The organism is Sinomonas cellulolyticus, assembly GCF_014656475.1.
GTDB lineage: Bacteria > Actinomycetota > Actinomycetes > Actinomycetales > Micrococcaceae > Sinomonas > Sinomonas cellulolyticus.
In genome coordinates, this window is the sequence record NZ_BNCM01000004.1 from 283,583 (window position 1) to 298,632 (window position 15,050).

The following is a 15,050-nucleotide window of genomic DNA, read 5'->3' on the forward strand; positions in this document are numbered from 1 at the left end:
AACACCCATGGCTGAATTCACTGTCCTCGTGGTCCTCGGCGGCGCCGGGGACTCCCTCAAGAAGGCCGATCTCGAGCTCGTGGCCGCCGGTCGTGCCCTCGGCACGGTCGCCGTGGCCAGCACCGGGCCGGTGACGGACGCCGTCCGAGCCCAGCTCGGCGAGCACGGTGCAACCGCCGTCTTCGTGCCCGAGGGCGTCGACCTGTCCCAGTACCTCGTGGGGCCGACGGCTGCCTGGCTCGCCGACGTGGTCGCCGCTGCCGGCAGCGCGGTACGGACCGTCCTGCTCGACAACTCCGCGGACGGCAAGGAGGCCGCCGCGCGCCTCGGCGTACGTCTGGACGCCGGAGTCGTGACGGACGTGGTGGCGCTCGAGGCGGACGGCACCGCCCACAAGTCAGTCCTTGCGGGCTCCTACGAGGTCCGTGCCCGGGTCCGGAGCGGCCTCGCCGTCCTCACGCTCAAGCCGAACGCCGAGGTCGCGGCTCCCGAACCTGTGCCCGCAGCGGCGGACCTCGTGCCCGTGGCCGTCCCGCAGGAGTCCCTAGCCGCCGCCGCACGGATCACGGGGAGGACGCCGAAGGCCTCCTCCGGCAGGCCAGAGCTGACCGAGGCACGCATCGTCGTCTCTGGCGGCCGCGGCACGGACGGGGACTTCGGCCCCGTCGAGGAGCTCGCCGATGCCCTGGGCGGTGCCGTCGGCGCCTCGCGGGCAGCCGCGGACGCCGGCTGGATCAGCCACGACCTGCAGGTGGGCCAGACGGGCAAGACCGTCTCTCCGCAGCTGTACATCGCTGCCGGGATCTCGGGCGCCGTCCAGCACCGGGCCGGCATGCAGACCGCCAAGGTCATTGTCGCGGTCAACTCGGACCCGGATTCGCCGATCTTCGAGATCGCGGACTTCGGCGTCGTGGGGGATATCTCCGAAGTCCTTCCGCAGGCGGCCGCCGAGATCGCCCGGCGTCGGGGCTGATGGCAGCCATCCCTCCCGCAGGCCGGCCGGGCAGTGGCTCCTCGCCGCTCTTCGACCCGGCGCGCCACGCCGTGCGCCGGGTCGTGGCCTTCGGCGCCCACCCGGACGACCTCGACTTCGGCGTCTCCGGGACGGTCGCCGGATGGACCGCCGCGGGGGTCGAGGTGCACTACTGCATCATGACCGACGGCGACGCCGGCGGGTTCGAGCCGGAGCACCGTTCGAGCATCGTGGCGATGCGCCACGAGGAGCAGCGCGGCGCCGCCGCTCTCGTCGGGGTCAAGGAGGTCCATTTCCTCGGCTACCGCGACGGGTACCTCGAGCCCTCGCACGAGGTGATGCGCGACGTCGTCGAGCTCGTGCGGAGGGTGCGGCCCGACGTCGTGCTCGCCATGCACCCCGAGCGGAACTGGGACCGGCTGCAGAAGTCGCATCCCGACCACCTCGCGTGCGGCGAGGCCGTCACGCGTGCCGTCTATCCCGCGCTCGAGAACCCGTACGCGTACCCCGAGCTGGCCGAGGCCGGACTCGGGGCCTACCGGCTGCCGTGGCTGTGGCTGTACGCCGGCCCCAAGGAGAGGACCAACCACTACTCCGAGGTCACGGATTCCGTCGACGCGAAGGTCGCCGCGCTGCACGTGCACATCAGCCAGCATCCCGACGCGGCGGCAATGGAGGAGTCGGTGCGGACCCGGATGCGCGCCTCGGCGCAGGACGCCGGGCTGGCTGCTGGGGCGTCGGCGGAGGAGTTCCACGTGGTCTCGGTCAACAACCCGGAGACGATTGCTGGCTTCTGAGCCCGGGCGCCGGGGAGCACGCGGACGCCTCGTGCCCCGTGAAATGGTGGGTTGGGGCGTGAAATGGTGGGTTGAGCAGGGTCCGGGGGCCCGGCACCCTGCTCAACCCACCATTTCCGCCGGGGGGCGGGCCGGCCGGGACGCAGCAGGCCTCAGAGCTGCGCCCCCGCGTACCCGTTCTGGCGCCACGCCTCGTACACCGCGATCGAGGCCGAGTTCGCGAGATTGAGCGAGCGGCGCGAGGGCAGCATCGGCAGGCGGACGCGGGCGGTGACCCGCGCGTCGTCGAGCACGTCCTGCGGCAGCCCCACCGACTCGGGGCCGAAGAAGAGGACGTCGCCGGGCTCGTACGCCACGTCCGCGTACGGGGTGTCCCCGTGGGAGGTGAACGCGAACACGCGCGCCGGCAGGAGGGCCGCGAAGGCGTCGTCGAGGCTCTTGTGCACGGTCATGACGGCGAGGTCGTGGTAGTCGAGGCCCGCGCGGCGCAGGTTCGCGTCCTCGAAGTTGAAGCCGAGGGGCTCGACGAGGTGCAGCTCGGAGCCCGTCACGGCCGAGAGGCGGATCGCGTTGCCGGTGTTTCCCGGGATCTCGGGCGTGTAGAAGAGGATGCGGAACACGCCCTCCATCCTACGGGCCGGGCAGCAGGTGCCCTGCGGGTAGAGCCCGGGTCAGTGCAGCCCGGTCAGGAGCCGCGCGAGCGCGGGCACGAACACGACGTTGGGCTGCGGCCCCGAGGCGAGGAAGAACGTGAGCTCGCGGATGAACTTCGCCGCGTTGAGTGGCTCGATCGGACCGTCGGCGCCGCGCCGGACGTCGATCACGGGCTCATGCAGGTTGTCCTCGGGGGTGAGGACGAGGACGAAGCCCTGGACGTTCAGCTCGGGGAAGAGGTTCTGGAAGTACCGGACCTGGTCGGCGAGCCTCGGCGGTGCGATGGCGCGGCCCCCGTGGACGAGGTGGGTGCCGTCCCAGGCGTAGTTCCCTCGGGGCACGAGCATCGAGTCGACGAGTGCCAGCCGGTATCCGGCGAGGACGGCGTGGGCGATGTGCGATGAGTCGGCGGGGGAGCGGAGCCCGTTGAGCAGCCGCGCGGAAGGGATCGCGGACAGTACGCGCCGCCGGATGAGGGCGGCCGTGAGCTGTTCTCGCTGGATCCGGGCTTCCGCGCCGAACAGCCCCCGTCGACGGGGAACGCCGTGTTCGGCCCGCGCCGCAGCGTCGGCCGGGATGAGGGGCACGGTGCCCGGTGCGAAGGGCGGCACGTAGACGGCGGGTTGGCCCGCGGGGTTGCGCTGCCCAGCGGTGCGCCGGTGTGGGTCCTGCTCGGAGCGGAAGCCGCCGTGCGCCGTCGTGCGCCCTGCAGGGCTCCCCGCTCCGGCCGCTGCCGGACTCTGCGCCCCCGCGCCGGCCTCGGGGCCCCCGGCCTCGCGCTGGGGCAAGGACGTGAAGTAGCTGCGGTCGTAGGCGGCACGCGAGGCCGCGTGGGAGAGCACCTCATAGGCGAGCGTGACGCGCCGGAACTCGGTGACGTCACCGCCGTGGTCTGGATGGTGCGTGCGCGCGGCCCGGCGGTAGGCACGCTTGATGTCGCTCTCGCTCGCGGTCACGGGCACGCCGAGCACCTCGTAGTGGGATGGGACGCGGCCGGGCATGGGTCCATCGTAGGGTGGCGCGCCGCGTGCAGCCTCCGGGGTCCCCGAGCTGCGGCTGGGATAATCCTCGGCATGCCCTCCCCGACTCGCCCCAGGCTGGCCCTGGCCGTCAATCCCACCGCGCATGCGGGGCGCGGCGGCGCGCGCGCCCGGGAGGCCGCCTCGCTGCTGCGCGCGAGGGGAGCCGACGTCACCGAGCTGTGGCGCGGTTCCGCCACCGAGCTCGCGACGGCGGTGGCGGAGTCGCTGCCGGACGCCGACGCGGTCATCGCCGTGGGCGGCGACGGTGCGGTGAACCTCCTGGCGAACGTGCTCGCGGGAACCGGCGTGCCCCTCGGCGTGGTCCCGGCCGGCACGGGGAATGATGCGGCCCGTCTCCTCGGTGTGCCCCTCGATTCCGTGGAGGATGCTGTGGGAGTGCTCCTCACTGCGCTCGAGGCCGGTCCGCGCGCCCTGGACCTGGGCAGGATCGAATGGACCGGCGGCCACCGCCACTACCTCGCGGTCGCCTCGGCGGGGTTCGACTCCCGGGTCAACGAGCGCGCCAACGCCTGGCGGTGGCCGCGCGGGCACGCGCGCTACACCCTCGCGGTCCTGAGGGAGCTCGTCTCCTTCAGCCCCCTGCCGTTCGACCTCGAGGTGGACGGCGTCGCGAGGGCACAGCCGGCCATGCTCGTCTCGGTGGCCAACGGCCCCTCGCTCGGAGGCGGCATGAGGCTCGCGCCCGATGCGCTCGCCGACGACGGCGTCCTTGATCTCGTGGTGGTCCGGCCGCTGTCGATTCCGGCGTTCCTCGCCGTCTTTCCCAAGGTGTTCCGAGGGGCCCACGTGGGGCATCCCGCGGTCGAGCTGAGCCGGGTCCGCCGGGTGGCGCTCGGCGGACCCGGGGTGGTGGTCTATGCCGACGGCGAGCGGGTCACGGATGAGCCGGTGACCATCACCGTGGTGCCCGGCGCCCTGACCGTCCTCGCGGCTACGCGCGGCGGGACGCGAGCCGGTTGAGGGCGAGCGCGCCCACGAGGAGCCCGAAGTCGCGCAGCGCGACGTCGAAGCCGTGCCCGAGGATGAGCAGGTTCACGATGATGCCGGCGAGCCAGAGGGCGACGACGAGGGAGCCCCAGCGCGGCTTCCATGCCACGACCAGGCCCGCGACGACCTCGACCACGCCCACGGCGTACATGAAGGACTGGGCGCTGACCGGCACGATCGCCGTCGCGAGGGGTGCGAGGTAGCCGGGCCAATAGGTGAGCAGGTTGAAGAACTTGTCAAGTCCGAACAGGAGCGGTGCGACGACGTAGAGGGTCCTGAGCAGACGGTAGGCCGGGTCGGCTGGCGCCAGGGCGTGGGTGCGGGCGGCCGCGGCTCGGGTGGCGTGGATGCGGCCATGGTGCGGGGCTGAGGTGGCGGACATGGGGGTTCTCCTTCCAAAGAGGGTAAGTCAAATTTTAGAAGTCGCACGTATCTAAAACAAGAGATCACCGTTTTGGATGTAGAATCGGGCTATGCCCGCCAATGCTGCACTCTCGTGGCGCCAGCGCCTCGGTGCCCTCGCCGCGCTCGGCGAGGACCGACGTCGTGCGCTGTACCTCTATGTGCGCGATGCTGCCCGGCCCGTGGGGCGTGACGAAGCGGCGGATGCGGCCGGCATCTCCCGCGCCGCGGCCGCCGCACACCTCGACCGCCTCGTGGACGACGGCGTGCTGCGCGCCACATTCTCCAAGCCCTCCTCGCGGCGGGGACCGGGATCCGGGCGCCCCTCCAAGTTCTACGAAGCGGCCTTGACGGAGGTGGTCGCGGCGGTCCCCGAGCGGTCCTACGAGCTCGCGGGAGAACTCCTCGCCGAAGCCGCGGAGCGGTCGATGGCCGGAACCCCCATGCCCGACGCCCTCGCCGCCGCTGGCCACGAGCGCGGAGCCGCCCTCGGTGCCGAACACGGGAGCATCGAGGCCGTCCTCGACGCCGCCGGCTACGAGCCGGTCCCGGGCGAAGACGGGACTATCGAGCTGGGCAACTGCCCCTTCCATCGCCTCTCGCGCGGCTACCGGGATGTGGTCTGCAGCCTGAACGGGGCTCTGCTCGCCGGCGCGCTCGCCGGCTGCGGTGACCAGGAACGCCGCGTCGAAGGCGTGGAGCCCGCCGAGGGGCGCCATGCATGCTGCGCCCGCATCGTCCCACGGGTGGCCTCTACAGTTGAAGAGTGCCCGTCTACCTCGACCACGCCGCCACCACGCCCGTGACGCCCGCCGCGCTCGCGGCCTACACCGAGCAGGTCGCCCGCGGCGGCAACCCCTCCTCCCTCCACGCCCCCGGGCAGGCCGCGCGGCGCGTCCTCGAGGACGCCCGCGAGTCCCTGGCGCGGTCCCTGGGCGCCCACCCCACCGAGGTCGTCCTCGTCTCGGGGGGCACCGAGGCGGACAACCTCGCCGTGAAGGGCCTGTACTGGGCGCGGCGGGCGGCCGACCGGCGGCGCCGTCGGATCCTGTGCTCGAGCATCGAGCATCACGCCGTCGCGGACACGGTGGAGTGGCTCGAGAAGCACGAGGAGGCGGAGGCCGTGTGGATCCCGTCCGACACCGCCGGCGTCACGCGGCTCGATGCTCTGGCATCGGCGATCGCCGAGGACCCTCAGAGTGTGGCCCTCGTGGCCCTCATGTGGGCCAACAACGAGGTCGGCACGGTGCAGCCTGTCCGCGCCGCGGTCGAGATCGCCGCCGAGCACGGCATTCCCGTCCACTCCGACGCCGTCCAGGCCTTCGGCCACCTTCCCGTGTCCTTCGCCGAATCCGGCCTCGCCACGATGGCCGTCTCCGGACACAAGATCGGTGCACCCGTCGGGATCGGAGCGCTCGCCGTCCGCCGCGACACGGTGCTCACTCCCCTCCTCCACGGAGGCGGCCAGCAGCGGGGCCTGCGGTCGGGGACCCTGGACGCCGCGGGGGCCGCGGCCTTCGCGGTGGCCGCGCGCGACGCCGTGGCGGGGCTCGGCGAGGAGACGCGCCGTCTCGCGGGGCTCCGGGAGCGACTCCTGGCGGGGGTCGTGCGGGAGGTGCCGGACGCCGTCGTGAGCGGACCAGCCACGGGGGGCGACGGCGCTGCGGGCGCCGCCAGGCTCCCGGGCATCGCCCACCTGACGTTCCCCGGGTGCGAGGGCGATTCGCTCCTCTTCCTCCTGGACATGGCGGGGATTGCCACCTCCACCGGGTCGGCCTGCACGGCCGGGGTGCCCCGGCCCTCGCACGTGCTCCTGGCCATGGGGCGCAGCGAGGATGAGGCCCGGGGGGCCCAGCGCTTCAGCCTCGGATGGAACTCCACCGAGGCGGACGTCGACGCCCTGCTCGCGGCGATCGGTCCGGCGGTCGCACAGGCCCGTGCAGCCGGGATGGCCGGCCACGCGAGCCGGATCGAAACGGCAAGCACGCGCCGGGCCTGAGCCTCAGACGCCGGCGAGCTCGGCGAGGGGCACCGACGGATCGCGCAGCCGGGCGGGGTCCACGCTCGCGCGGGAGGAGATCAGCGCCTTGATCGCCTTCTGCTGCCTCGACGTGTTGACGTTCATGCCCCCGACGAGCGCGCCGTCGCGGACCCACAGCGCCACGAAGCCCTCCTTGGCGGACTCCACGGAGTCGATCGAGCCGCGCAGCACGAGCTCGGCGCCGTGCACGAGCTGCCAGTACCCCGAGTACTCCATGCTCAGGCCGGCCTGGTCCGTGTAGAAGTACGGGGCGATGTCCAAGTTCGCGTCCTGCCCGAGCATCGCCTTGGCGGCGACCTTCCCGCCGTTGAGCGCGTTGGACCAGTGCTCGCTGCGCACGTGGTCCCCGGTGAACGGCTGGAGCGAGGACGCCACGTCGCCGGCCGCGAAGATGTCCTCGGCGCTCGTGCGCAGCGACGCGTCGGTGACGATGCCGTTGCGGACCGCGATCCTCGCCTCCTCGGCCAGGGCCGTTTCGGGTTCCACGCCCACCGATACCACCACGAGGTCCGCGCCCACGCGCTCGCTGGTGTGGAGCACGACCCCTGCGACGGCGCCGTCGTTGCCCGCGATGAACTCGACGGGGTGCACCCCCAGCCTGAACGCCACCCCCTCCGCCTCGAGGTTGCGGCGGAAGACCTCGGCGAGCGCCGGCTCGAGCTGACGCAGCACGGTCGTGTGCCTGCCGAGGACCGTCACCTCGTTGCCGTACTCCCGGGCGGCCGCGGCGACCTCGAAGCCGATCCAGCCAGTGCCGACGACGACGACGCGCCGTCCGCCTGCTGAGAGCTCACTGCGCAGGGCGAGCGAGTCCTGGAAGCGGCGCAAGGTGTGGACACCCTCCAGATCCGCGCCCGGGATGTCAAGGGTCCGGGGACGCGCGCCCGTGGCCAGGAGCAGCTTCGAGTAGGGCAGGAGCGCCCCGTTCTCGAGGTGGACCATGTGCGCTGCGGGGATGACCTGCACCGCTCGCTCGCCCAGGAGCAGCTCGACCTCGTGCTCGGCGTACCAGCCGGGCGGATTGACGTCCAGCTCCGTCTCGGTGCCCGTCCCCTTGAGGAACTCCTTGGACAGCGGGGGGCGGAGGTAGGGGTTGCGCCGCTCGTCGGCGATGATCCGGAGAGGGCCGTCGAACCCTTCCTGGCGCAAGGTCTTCGCGGCACTCCCCGCGGCGAGGCCTCCACCGGCAATGAGAATCGGCTGCACAGTTCCTCCTGCCTCGGTCCTGCTGGACGCTGACGCTGCACATGAGGGCCTCCGCCACGGATGCCGGGGGACCTCGACGCTAGAATAGACCGGTGCGAGTTCTGGCAGCCATGAGCGGGGGAGTAGATTCTGCCGTTGCGGCTGCCCGGGCTGTGGAGGCCGGGCACGACGTCGTCGGCGTCCACCTCGCCCTCAATCGCATGCCCGGAACCCTGCGCACCGGCTCCCGGGGCTGCTGCACCATCGAGGACTCGAACGACGCGTGGCGCGCGTGCGACAGGCTGGGGATCCCCTTCTACGTCTGGGACTTCTCCGAGCGTTTCAAGGCCGACGTGGTGGACGACTTCATCGCCGAATACGCCGCCGGCCGCACGCCCAACCCGTGCATGCGCTGCAACGAGCGGATCAAGTTCGCGGCCCTGCTCGAGAAGGCCCTCGCGCTCGGTTTCGATGCCGTCTGCACGGGCCACTACGCCAAGGTCGTCCGGGGTGCCGACGGCAGCCCGGAGCTGCACCGTGCGGCCGACTGGGCCAAGGACCAGTCGTATGTGCTCGGCGTCCTCACGGCCGAGCAGCTCGAGCACTGCCTCTTCCCCCTCGCCGACACGCCCTCGAAGGCGGAGGTGCGGGCCGAGGCGGCGCGGCGCGGCCTGTCAGTGGCGGCGAAGCCGGACAGCCACGACATCTGCTTCATCTCCGACGGCGATACCCGCGGATGGCTGGCCGAGCAGATCGAGATGGCGCCAGGCTACATCGTGGACGAGGCCGGCACGAAGGTGGGCGAGCACGGGGGGGCCAACGCGTTCACGGTGGGCCAGCGCAGGGGACTGCGCCTGGGGCGGCCGGCCCCCGACGGCAAGCCCCGGTTCGTGCTCGAGGTCCGGCCCAAGGACAACACCGTCGTGGTCGGCCCGGAACGGCTCCTGGCCGTGAGGGAGATCCGGGGCATCCGCGTCTCGTGGGCGGGACGCCCCCCGGCAGAGGCCACCGGTGAGCGGTGGGGCGAGGACTTCGCGTGCGACGCGCAGGTGCGCGCTCACGGCGACCCGGTGCCGGCCCGTGCTCGCCTCGAGGCCGGTCCCTCAGGCGCCCCGGCGGCGCACGACGCCGTGCTGGTCGTGACGCTCGACGCTCCCCTCCGCGGGGTCGCACCGGGCCAGACCGTGGTCCTGTACCAGGGGAGCCGGGTCCTCGGGCAGGCCACCATCGACGCGGCGCGCTCGCTGGACCGCGTCGCCTGATCCTCCCTTCCCCGCCCAGCCCTTTCCTGCCATCATGGCCCCGGGTCTCGCTCCATTCGAGGGGAGGCGCAGATGGCCTCAGACCAGATGCAGCCGGGCGTGGGGTATGGCGCCGAGCTCGTGGGCCTGTCGGTGCTCGCGGAGGGGCCGTTCACCGGCCGGCCGCCCTCGGTGGCCACGGTCCGCGTCCCTCTTGAGCGGGTGCGCAGCGGTCCTCTGGGCGCCAGGCTGGACGTCAGGGTCCGCCGCCCCGGGCAGGAGGAGGCGAGGCCTGTCTCGCTCTCGCTCGACGGTGCGCTGTGGGGCATCGATGACGTCCCTCCGTCCGAGGACCTCGAGGCGCTCCTCGCAGACAGCCGCTTCCTCGCCCAGCACGTCTACGGCGTCGCCTCGGACACCCTCCAGGAGTTCGAGCGCACGATGGGACGGCGGCTTTCCTGGGCCAGCGGGCACCGGCTCCAGATCGACGCCTACGCGCCCGTGGACTTCCGCGAGACGGGGTACGACCCCGTCTCCAAGGCCATCCGCTTCGGCCACCGTGCCGACCCCCGCGCCCCCCGGCACGTCCCGATGGCCCTGTACCGGGACCTCGTGGCCCACGAGGTCACCCACGCCATCCTCGACGGTTACCGCCCCCGCTGGGCGGACGCGAAGGCGCTCCTGGACGGATTCGCCCTCCACGAGGCGATCGCTGACCTCACGGCGATGCTCTCAGTGTTCTCGAGCGCCGGCCGCGTTGAGCAGATGCTCTCCGCCGCCGGCCCCAAGGCGGGCCGTGACATCGATGAGAAGATCCTCCGTTCCGGGCTGTTCGGGCTTGCGGACGGGCTCTTCTCGCGGGGCGCAGTCCGCCGCCCCCTCGACCGCTCGGTACCGCTCGAATGGCAGCTCGATCCGGAGCCCCATGCGCGGGGAGAGGTCGTGGTCCAGGCCGTCCTCAACACGGTGCTCTCGCTGTGGAAGCAGCGCCTCGACTACCCGGGCGGGAGGGCCAGCAGGTACCAGATCGCCGAGTCCGGGGCCAGGGTCGGGCAGCAGGTCCTGCGGATGGTGCTCCGTTCGCTCGCGTACCTGCCTCCGGTGGACCCGACCTGGACCGACCTGCTGCGCGCTATCCTCGCCTCCGATCTCGTGATGATGCCGGAGGATGCCCCTCCCCGCCCCGCGTTCGGTGCGGACGGGCACGCCAAGGGCTACCGGGAGACCCTGCGGGATGCCTTCTGGGACATCGACCTCTCCACCGACCCGGACGCCCGGCTCGACGGACTCGACAACCTCGAGGGCCTGCGGTACCCCGTGCGGCTCTCTGCGCTTGCGTCCGACCCCGAGGAGGTCAACAGGTTCATCTGGGCGAATCCGCGCCTCATGCGCGCCATGGACCTCGACGAGGAGGCCGGGGTCCGGGTGGAGCGGGTGCGTCCCACCGTCAGGGTCGCTCCGGATGGATTCGTGGTCTCCGAGATCTGCGCGTCCTTCGTCCAGGAGGTCACGCTGACCCGCCGCGAGGCCCGAGACCGGCTGGGCCTGCGCACGGAGGCCGAGTACATCACCGTGCGCGGCGGGGCGACGCTGCGGTTCGACGAGGGCGGCCGGCTGTGCTTCGCCGCACTCAAGCCGGTCATGGATGCCCAGCGCCAGAGGGAACGGGCCGAGACGGCTCACGCCGAGCGGGAGGCGGGCGGGGGCGCGCCCGCCGGGTTCCATACCTCGGGCGAGCGGGAGGACCCTGCGGGAAGCTGAGGGGCGGCCGGCTCGGAGCACCCAGCTCAGTGGCCCCACACCGCGAGGCGCTGGGCGGCCGTTCCCTCCAGCTGCGCCCGCTGCTCGAAGCGGGCAGCCCTCAGCGAGGCCGTGACGATCTGATGCGTCTGTGCGCGCGAGACCTCTGGCTGGGCGGCGAGCGCGTCGAGCAGGAAGTGGGTGAAGGCTCCGTTGTAGCGGCCGTTGAAGGGCGAGTCTGCGGCGCTCTGGTCTGCCCGGCAGGCTGCGAAGAGGACTGGTCCGGGACCCGCGGCGACGAGATCGCGGAACCCCCTTCGCGCCGTGGGCGCCAGTGAGTTCGGGTCGGCCGCCGCAGGCGGGGCCAGGAACCGGGCTCGGGCGTCAGGATGGCGCGGGAACGCCCGGAGTCCGGTACCGCTGTGGCAGGTGTCCAGCACCACGTCTGCGGGCACCTCGGCGGGCACCCGGGAGAAGAGCGCGTGCAGTTCGTCGTCGACGATCACGCTGTTGCGGTCCCAGGCTTCGCCCGCCACGGCGATGTCGTAGGCGGCCAGGGCCTCGTCCATCCGATCGGCCTCGTCCGGATCCTCGGCGTCGTCGGGGATCTGCGTGCCATGGGTCGAGAACGTGACCACGAGCCTCTCGAGGGCGCCGGCCGCCGCGCGATCGACCATGTCGGCCAGCACGGCCAGCACCGCCGACTTCGTGGCGGCCGCGTCCGTCAGGATGGTCACCTCGGAGGCGGCGAAGCCGAAGCGTCCGGTGAGGACGGACGCGACGTCCGTGGCGTCGTTGACGCACCCGGCCAGCCAGTCCTCCTCGGGCAGCCGGGCGAAGCGGTTGATCCCCACACACAGGGCTGCCCGAGCCATGGCGTCCTCTTTCCGGGCCCAGCTCCCTGAGCAACAGGGTAGGCCCTCGTTTGCCTGCCGTACACCGCCCGGACGTCAAGCGGGAACCCGGCGCCCCTAGCCTGCCCATGTCCCGCCCCGTCCACTGAAGGAGAACCATGCCCTTCCCCTCCGCCATGGCGCGCGCACGCGCGGCAGCGGCCGCCGTCGTCCTCGCATCCCTCCCCGTCGCCGCAGTCGCCGGGACGGCAGCCGCGGCACCGCCGCCGGCAGCCGACGCGAAGCCTGCCTTCAGCTTCGCCGTCATCGGTGACACGCCCTACGGCGCGGCCGCCGGTGCTGCCTTCCCCCAGCAGGTGGCCCAGCTCAATGCCGATTCCTCGCTCGACTTCGTGGTCCACGTAGGCGACATCAAGAACGGCTCGAGCAAGTGCACAGACGACTACTTCGCCCAGATCCGCGCCGACTTCGACGCCTTCAGGCACCCGCTCGTCTACACGCCGGGGGACAACGAGTGGACCGACTGCCACCGCACCAACAACGGCGCGTACAACCCCCTTGAGCGGCTGGCGAAGATCCGCGAGGTCTTCTTCAACGACCCGGGGACCACGCTCGGCGCGACCATGCCGGTGAAGAGCCAGGATGCCCAGGGCATCCCGGAGAACGTGGCGTTCGGCAGGAACAGGATCTCGTTCGCCGCCATCAATGTGCCCGGCAGCAACAACGCCTCGCAGCCGTGGACCGGCCTCGGCGAGACAGCCGAGACCCCCGAGCAGGCCGCCGAGGTCAAGCACCGCACCGACGCCGACATCGCCGAGGTCAAGCAGGCGTTCGCGCAGGCCAAGCAGCGGCAGGACCGCGCCGTGGTCATCTTCCAGCAGGCCGACATGTTCGACCCGACCTACACGCCCGCCTGGAACGACATCAGCGCGTTCACGCCGCTGGTGCAGGCACTCGTCACGGAGTCCAACGCGTTCGACGGCCCGGTCTACCTGTTCAACGGGGACAGCCACGTCTACAACGCCGACCGGCCGCTGTCCGCCGGTTCGCACTGGCTCGCCCGCTACGGCGTCGCCGGAGCCGCCGACAACCTGACCCGCATCACCGTCGACGGGTCCGGGGCGGCGACCGACTACCTCAAGGTGGACGTGGCCGCGAACGGTGCCGCGCGCACCGAGGACAAGCCCGCGGGCCCACAGGTGCTGAGCTGGCAGCGGGTCCCCTTCACGGTGAAGTAGCCGCTGCGAAGGGGCTCCCGTGAAGTAGCACGAGGCAGGCGCGGACGACGGCGCGCGGGGTGTGGCGCCGTCGTCCGCGGTCCCTGCCCCGCACGCGAAGGTCACCGTTAGGTCTCGATGATTCAAAGAAGTCCTTCACTTCACTGAAACAGTGATTGAATCGGGTCACCAGACTGTGCGCTGAGTCACGTTCGGCGTGCCCGAATGTGCGAGCGCGCAGCCACGACTCGACAAGAGAAGGTCATTGATGGCTAAGACCAGAACAGCCGTGCGGAGCGCCATCGCGCTCGCCGGCGTCTCCCTGCTCGCGCTGACGGCTTGCACCGGGCCGTCCGGGGGCACGTCTTCGGGCAACTCCGCTGCCGCCAGCGGCCCCATCACCGTCGGCACCACCGACAAGGTCACGTTCCTCGACCCCGCGGGCTCGTATGACAACGGCTCGTTCATGGTCATGAACCAGATCTACCCATTCCTCCTGAACTCCAAGCCGGGCAGCGCGGAGCCGCAGCCCGACATCGCGACGTCGGCCTCCTTCACGTCCCCCACGGAGTACACGGTCAAGCTCAAGAGCGGGCTCAAGTGGGCCAACGGGGATACCCTCGACTCCGCTGACGTGAAGTTCTCGTTCGACCGGCAGGTCAAGATCAATGATCCGAACGGCCCCGCATCGCTGCTCGAGAACCTCGCGAGCGTGGACGCCCCGGATCCCTCGACCGTGGTCTTCCACCTCAAGCAGGGCAATGACCAGACGTTCCCGCAGGTGCTCACCGGGCCGGTCGGCCCCATCGTGGACCACAAGGTGTTCCCCGCGGACAAGGTCATGAACGACGAGGACATCGTCTCGAAGAAGGCCTTCGCGGGCCCCTACACGATCTCTTCCTACCAGAAGAACCAGCTCGTCTCGTTCAAGGCCAACTCCGACTACCAGGGCCTCCTCGGCAAGCCCGCAACGGACACGGTCAACCTCAAGTACTACTCGGACTCGAACAACCTCAAGCTCGACGTCCAGCAGGGGAACATCGACGTCGCTTGGCGCTCTCTGGCTGCCACGGACGTGGACAGCCTCTCCAAGGACTCGAAGGTCGCGGTCCACAAGGGCCCCGGCGGGGAGATCCGCTACATCGTGTTCAACTTCGACACGATGCCGTATGGAGCCAAGGCCCCCGACGCCGATCCCGCCAAGTCGCTCGCCGTCCGGCAGGCCATGGCCGATCTCGTGGACCGCGAGGCGATCGCGAGCCAGGTCTACAAGGGCACCTACACGCCGCTGTACTCGTACGTTCCGGACGGCTTCCTCGGTGCTGCCACCCCGCTCAAGGCGATGTACGGCGACGGCAACGGCAAGCCCAGCGCAGACAAGGCCAAGAAGGCGCTCACCGACGCCGGCATCACGACTCCGGTGACGCTGAACCTGCAGTACAACCCGGACCACTACGGCAAGTCCTCAGGCGACGAGTACGCCCTCGTCAAGCAGCAGCTCGAGGCCGGCGGCCTGTTCAAGGTGAACCTGCAGTCCACCGAGTGGGTGACCTACTCCAAGGACCGCACCAAGGACGTGTACCCGATGTACCAGCTCGGATGGTTCCCTGACTTCTCCGACTCGGACAACTACCTCACGCCGTTCTTCACCGCGAACAACTTCCTCAAGAACCACTACTCGAACAAGACCGTCCAGGACCTCATCTCCAAGGAGGCCACGAACCCGGACAAGAACTCCCGGGCCCAGCAGATCGGCCAGATCCAGGACGACGTGGCGAAGGACCTCTCGACCCTGCCGCTCCTGCAGGGCGCGCAGGTCGCCGTGGCCGGAACGTCGGTCAAGGGCGTCGACTCCACGCTCGACCCGTCGTTCAAGTTCCGTCTCGGCGTGCTGAGCAAGTAAGAGAATTCGCGAC

General features: G+C 71.2%; 14 protein-coding genes. 9 read left to right on the plus strand and 5 right to left on the minus strand.

Annotated features, from left to right (window positions below; genetic code table 11):
- Positions 1–7: 7 nt before the first annotated feature.
- Positions 8–973, plus strand: coding sequence for an electron transfer flavoprotein subunit alpha/FixB family protein (locus IE231_RS07205; RefSeq protein ID WP_189693249.1), 966 nt, complete (start codon positions 8–10; stop codon positions 971–973).
- Positions 973–1,770: a PIG-L deacetylase family protein gene (locus IE231_RS07210; protein ID WP_189693250.1), complete on the plus strand. Its 798-nt coding sequence runs from the start codon at positions 973–975 to the stop codon at positions 1,768–1,770. Before IE231_RS07205 ends, IE231_RS07210 begins: the two co-directional genes overlap by 1 nt.
- A gap of 152 nt (positions 1,771–1,922) precedes the next feature.
- Here IE231_RS07210 and IE231_RS07215 read toward each other — a convergent pair whose 3' ends face one another.
- Complete coding sequence (locus IE231_RS07215; protein ID WP_189693251.1) at positions 1,923–2,390, minus strand: tRNA (cytidine(34)-2'-O)-methyltransferase; 468 nt, start codon at positions 2,388–2,390, stop codon at positions 1,923–1,925.
- A 51-nt stretch (positions 2,391–2,441) separates the two neighbouring features.
- Positions 2,442–3,425 carry a J domain-containing protein gene (locus tag IE231_RS07220; protein ID WP_189693252.1) on the minus strand — a complete coding sequence of 328 codons (984 nt, stop codon included), beginning with the start codon at positions 3,423–3,425 and terminating at the stop codon, positions 2,442–2,444.
- A 72-nt stretch (positions 3,426–3,497) separates the two neighbouring features.
- Between IE231_RS07220 and IE231_RS07225 the strand changes: the two genes are divergently transcribed.
- Positions 3,498–4,427 carry a diacylglycerol/lipid kinase family protein gene (locus IE231_RS07225; RefSeq protein WP_189693253.1) on the plus strand — a complete coding sequence of 310 codons (930 nt, stop codon included), beginning with the start codon at positions 3,498–3,500 and terminating at the stop codon, positions 4,425–4,427.
- Here IE231_RS07225 and IE231_RS07230 read toward each other — a convergent pair.
- On the minus strand, positions 4,399–4,836 hold the full coding sequence (locus IE231_RS07230; RefSeq protein WP_229866555.1) for a hypothetical protein: 438 nt from the start codon (positions 4,834–4,836) through the stop codon (positions 4,399–4,401). The two genes, IE231_RS07225 and IE231_RS07230, sit on opposite strands and share 29 nt — an antisense overlap.
- Positions 4,837–4,927: 91 nt before the next feature.
- Between IE231_RS07230 and IE231_RS07235 the strand changes: the two genes are divergently transcribed.
- Together IE231_RS07235 and IE231_RS07240 are read left to right on the plus strand one after the other, a co-directional pair.
- Entirely contained in the window at positions 4,928–5,662 is a 735-nt protein-coding gene (locus tag IE231_RS07235) for a helix-turn-helix domain-containing protein (protein ID WP_189693254.1), read from the plus strand.
- A complete protein-coding gene (locus tag IE231_RS07240) occupies positions 5,623–6,855 on the plus strand; it encodes a cysteine desulfurase family protein (RefSeq protein ID WP_189693255.1) in 1,233 nt (410 codons plus the stop codon). Before IE231_RS07235 ends, IE231_RS07240 begins: the two co-directional genes overlap by 40 nt.
- Before the next feature lie 3 nt (positions 6,856–6,858).
- Here IE231_RS07240 and IE231_RS07245 read toward each other — a convergent pair whose 3' ends face one another.
- The gene (locus IE231_RS07245; RefSeq protein ID WP_189693256.1) at positions 6,859–8,103 is read right to left on the minus strand and encodes an NAD(P)/FAD-dependent oxidoreductase; all 1,245 of its coding nucleotides are present in this window, start codon (positions 8,101–8,103) and stop codon (positions 6,859–6,861) included.
- Between the two features lie 92 nt (positions 8,104–8,195).
- Here IE231_RS07245 and mnmA point away from each other — a divergent pair, with 92 nt between their 5' ends.
- Positions 8,196–9,344: a tRNA 2-thiouridine(34) synthase MnmA gene (mnmA, locus tag IE231_RS07250; RefSeq protein WP_255429977.1), complete on the plus strand. Its 1,149-nt coding sequence runs from the start codon at positions 8,196–8,198 to the stop codon at positions 9,342–9,344.
- Between the two features lie 72 nt (positions 9,345–9,416).
- Positions 9,417–11,084, plus strand: coding sequence for a gluzincin family metallopeptidase (locus IE231_RS07255; RefSeq protein ID WP_189693257.1), 1,668 nt, complete (start codon positions 9,417–9,419; stop codon positions 11,082–11,084).
- Positions 11,085–11,110: 26 nt separating this feature from the next.
- On the opposite strand, the gene IE231_RS07260 is transcribed toward IE231_RS07255, so the two are convergent.
- On the minus strand, positions 11,111–11,938 hold the full coding sequence (locus IE231_RS07260) for a caspase family protein (RefSeq protein ID WP_189693259.1): 828 nt from the start codon (positions 11,936–11,938) through the stop codon (positions 11,111–11,113).
- A gap of 137 nt (positions 11,939–12,075) precedes the next feature.
- Here IE231_RS07260 and IE231_RS07265 point away from each other — a divergent pair, with 137 nt between their 5' ends.
- Both IE231_RS07265 and IE231_RS07270 read left to right on the plus strand, forming a co-directional pair.
- Positions 12,076–13,155, plus strand: coding sequence for a metallophosphoesterase family protein (locus IE231_RS07265; RefSeq protein WP_229866556.1), 1,080 nt, complete (start codon positions 12,076–12,078; stop codon positions 13,153–13,155).
- Between the two features lie 247 nt (positions 13,156–13,402).
- Positions 13,403–15,037 carry an ABC transporter substrate-binding protein gene (locus tag IE231_RS07270; protein ID WP_189693260.1) on the plus strand — a complete coding sequence of 545 codons (1,635 nt, stop codon included), beginning with the start codon at positions 13,403–13,405 and terminating at the stop codon, positions 15,035–15,037.
- The last annotated feature ends 13 nt before the right edge of the window (positions 15,038–15,050 follow it).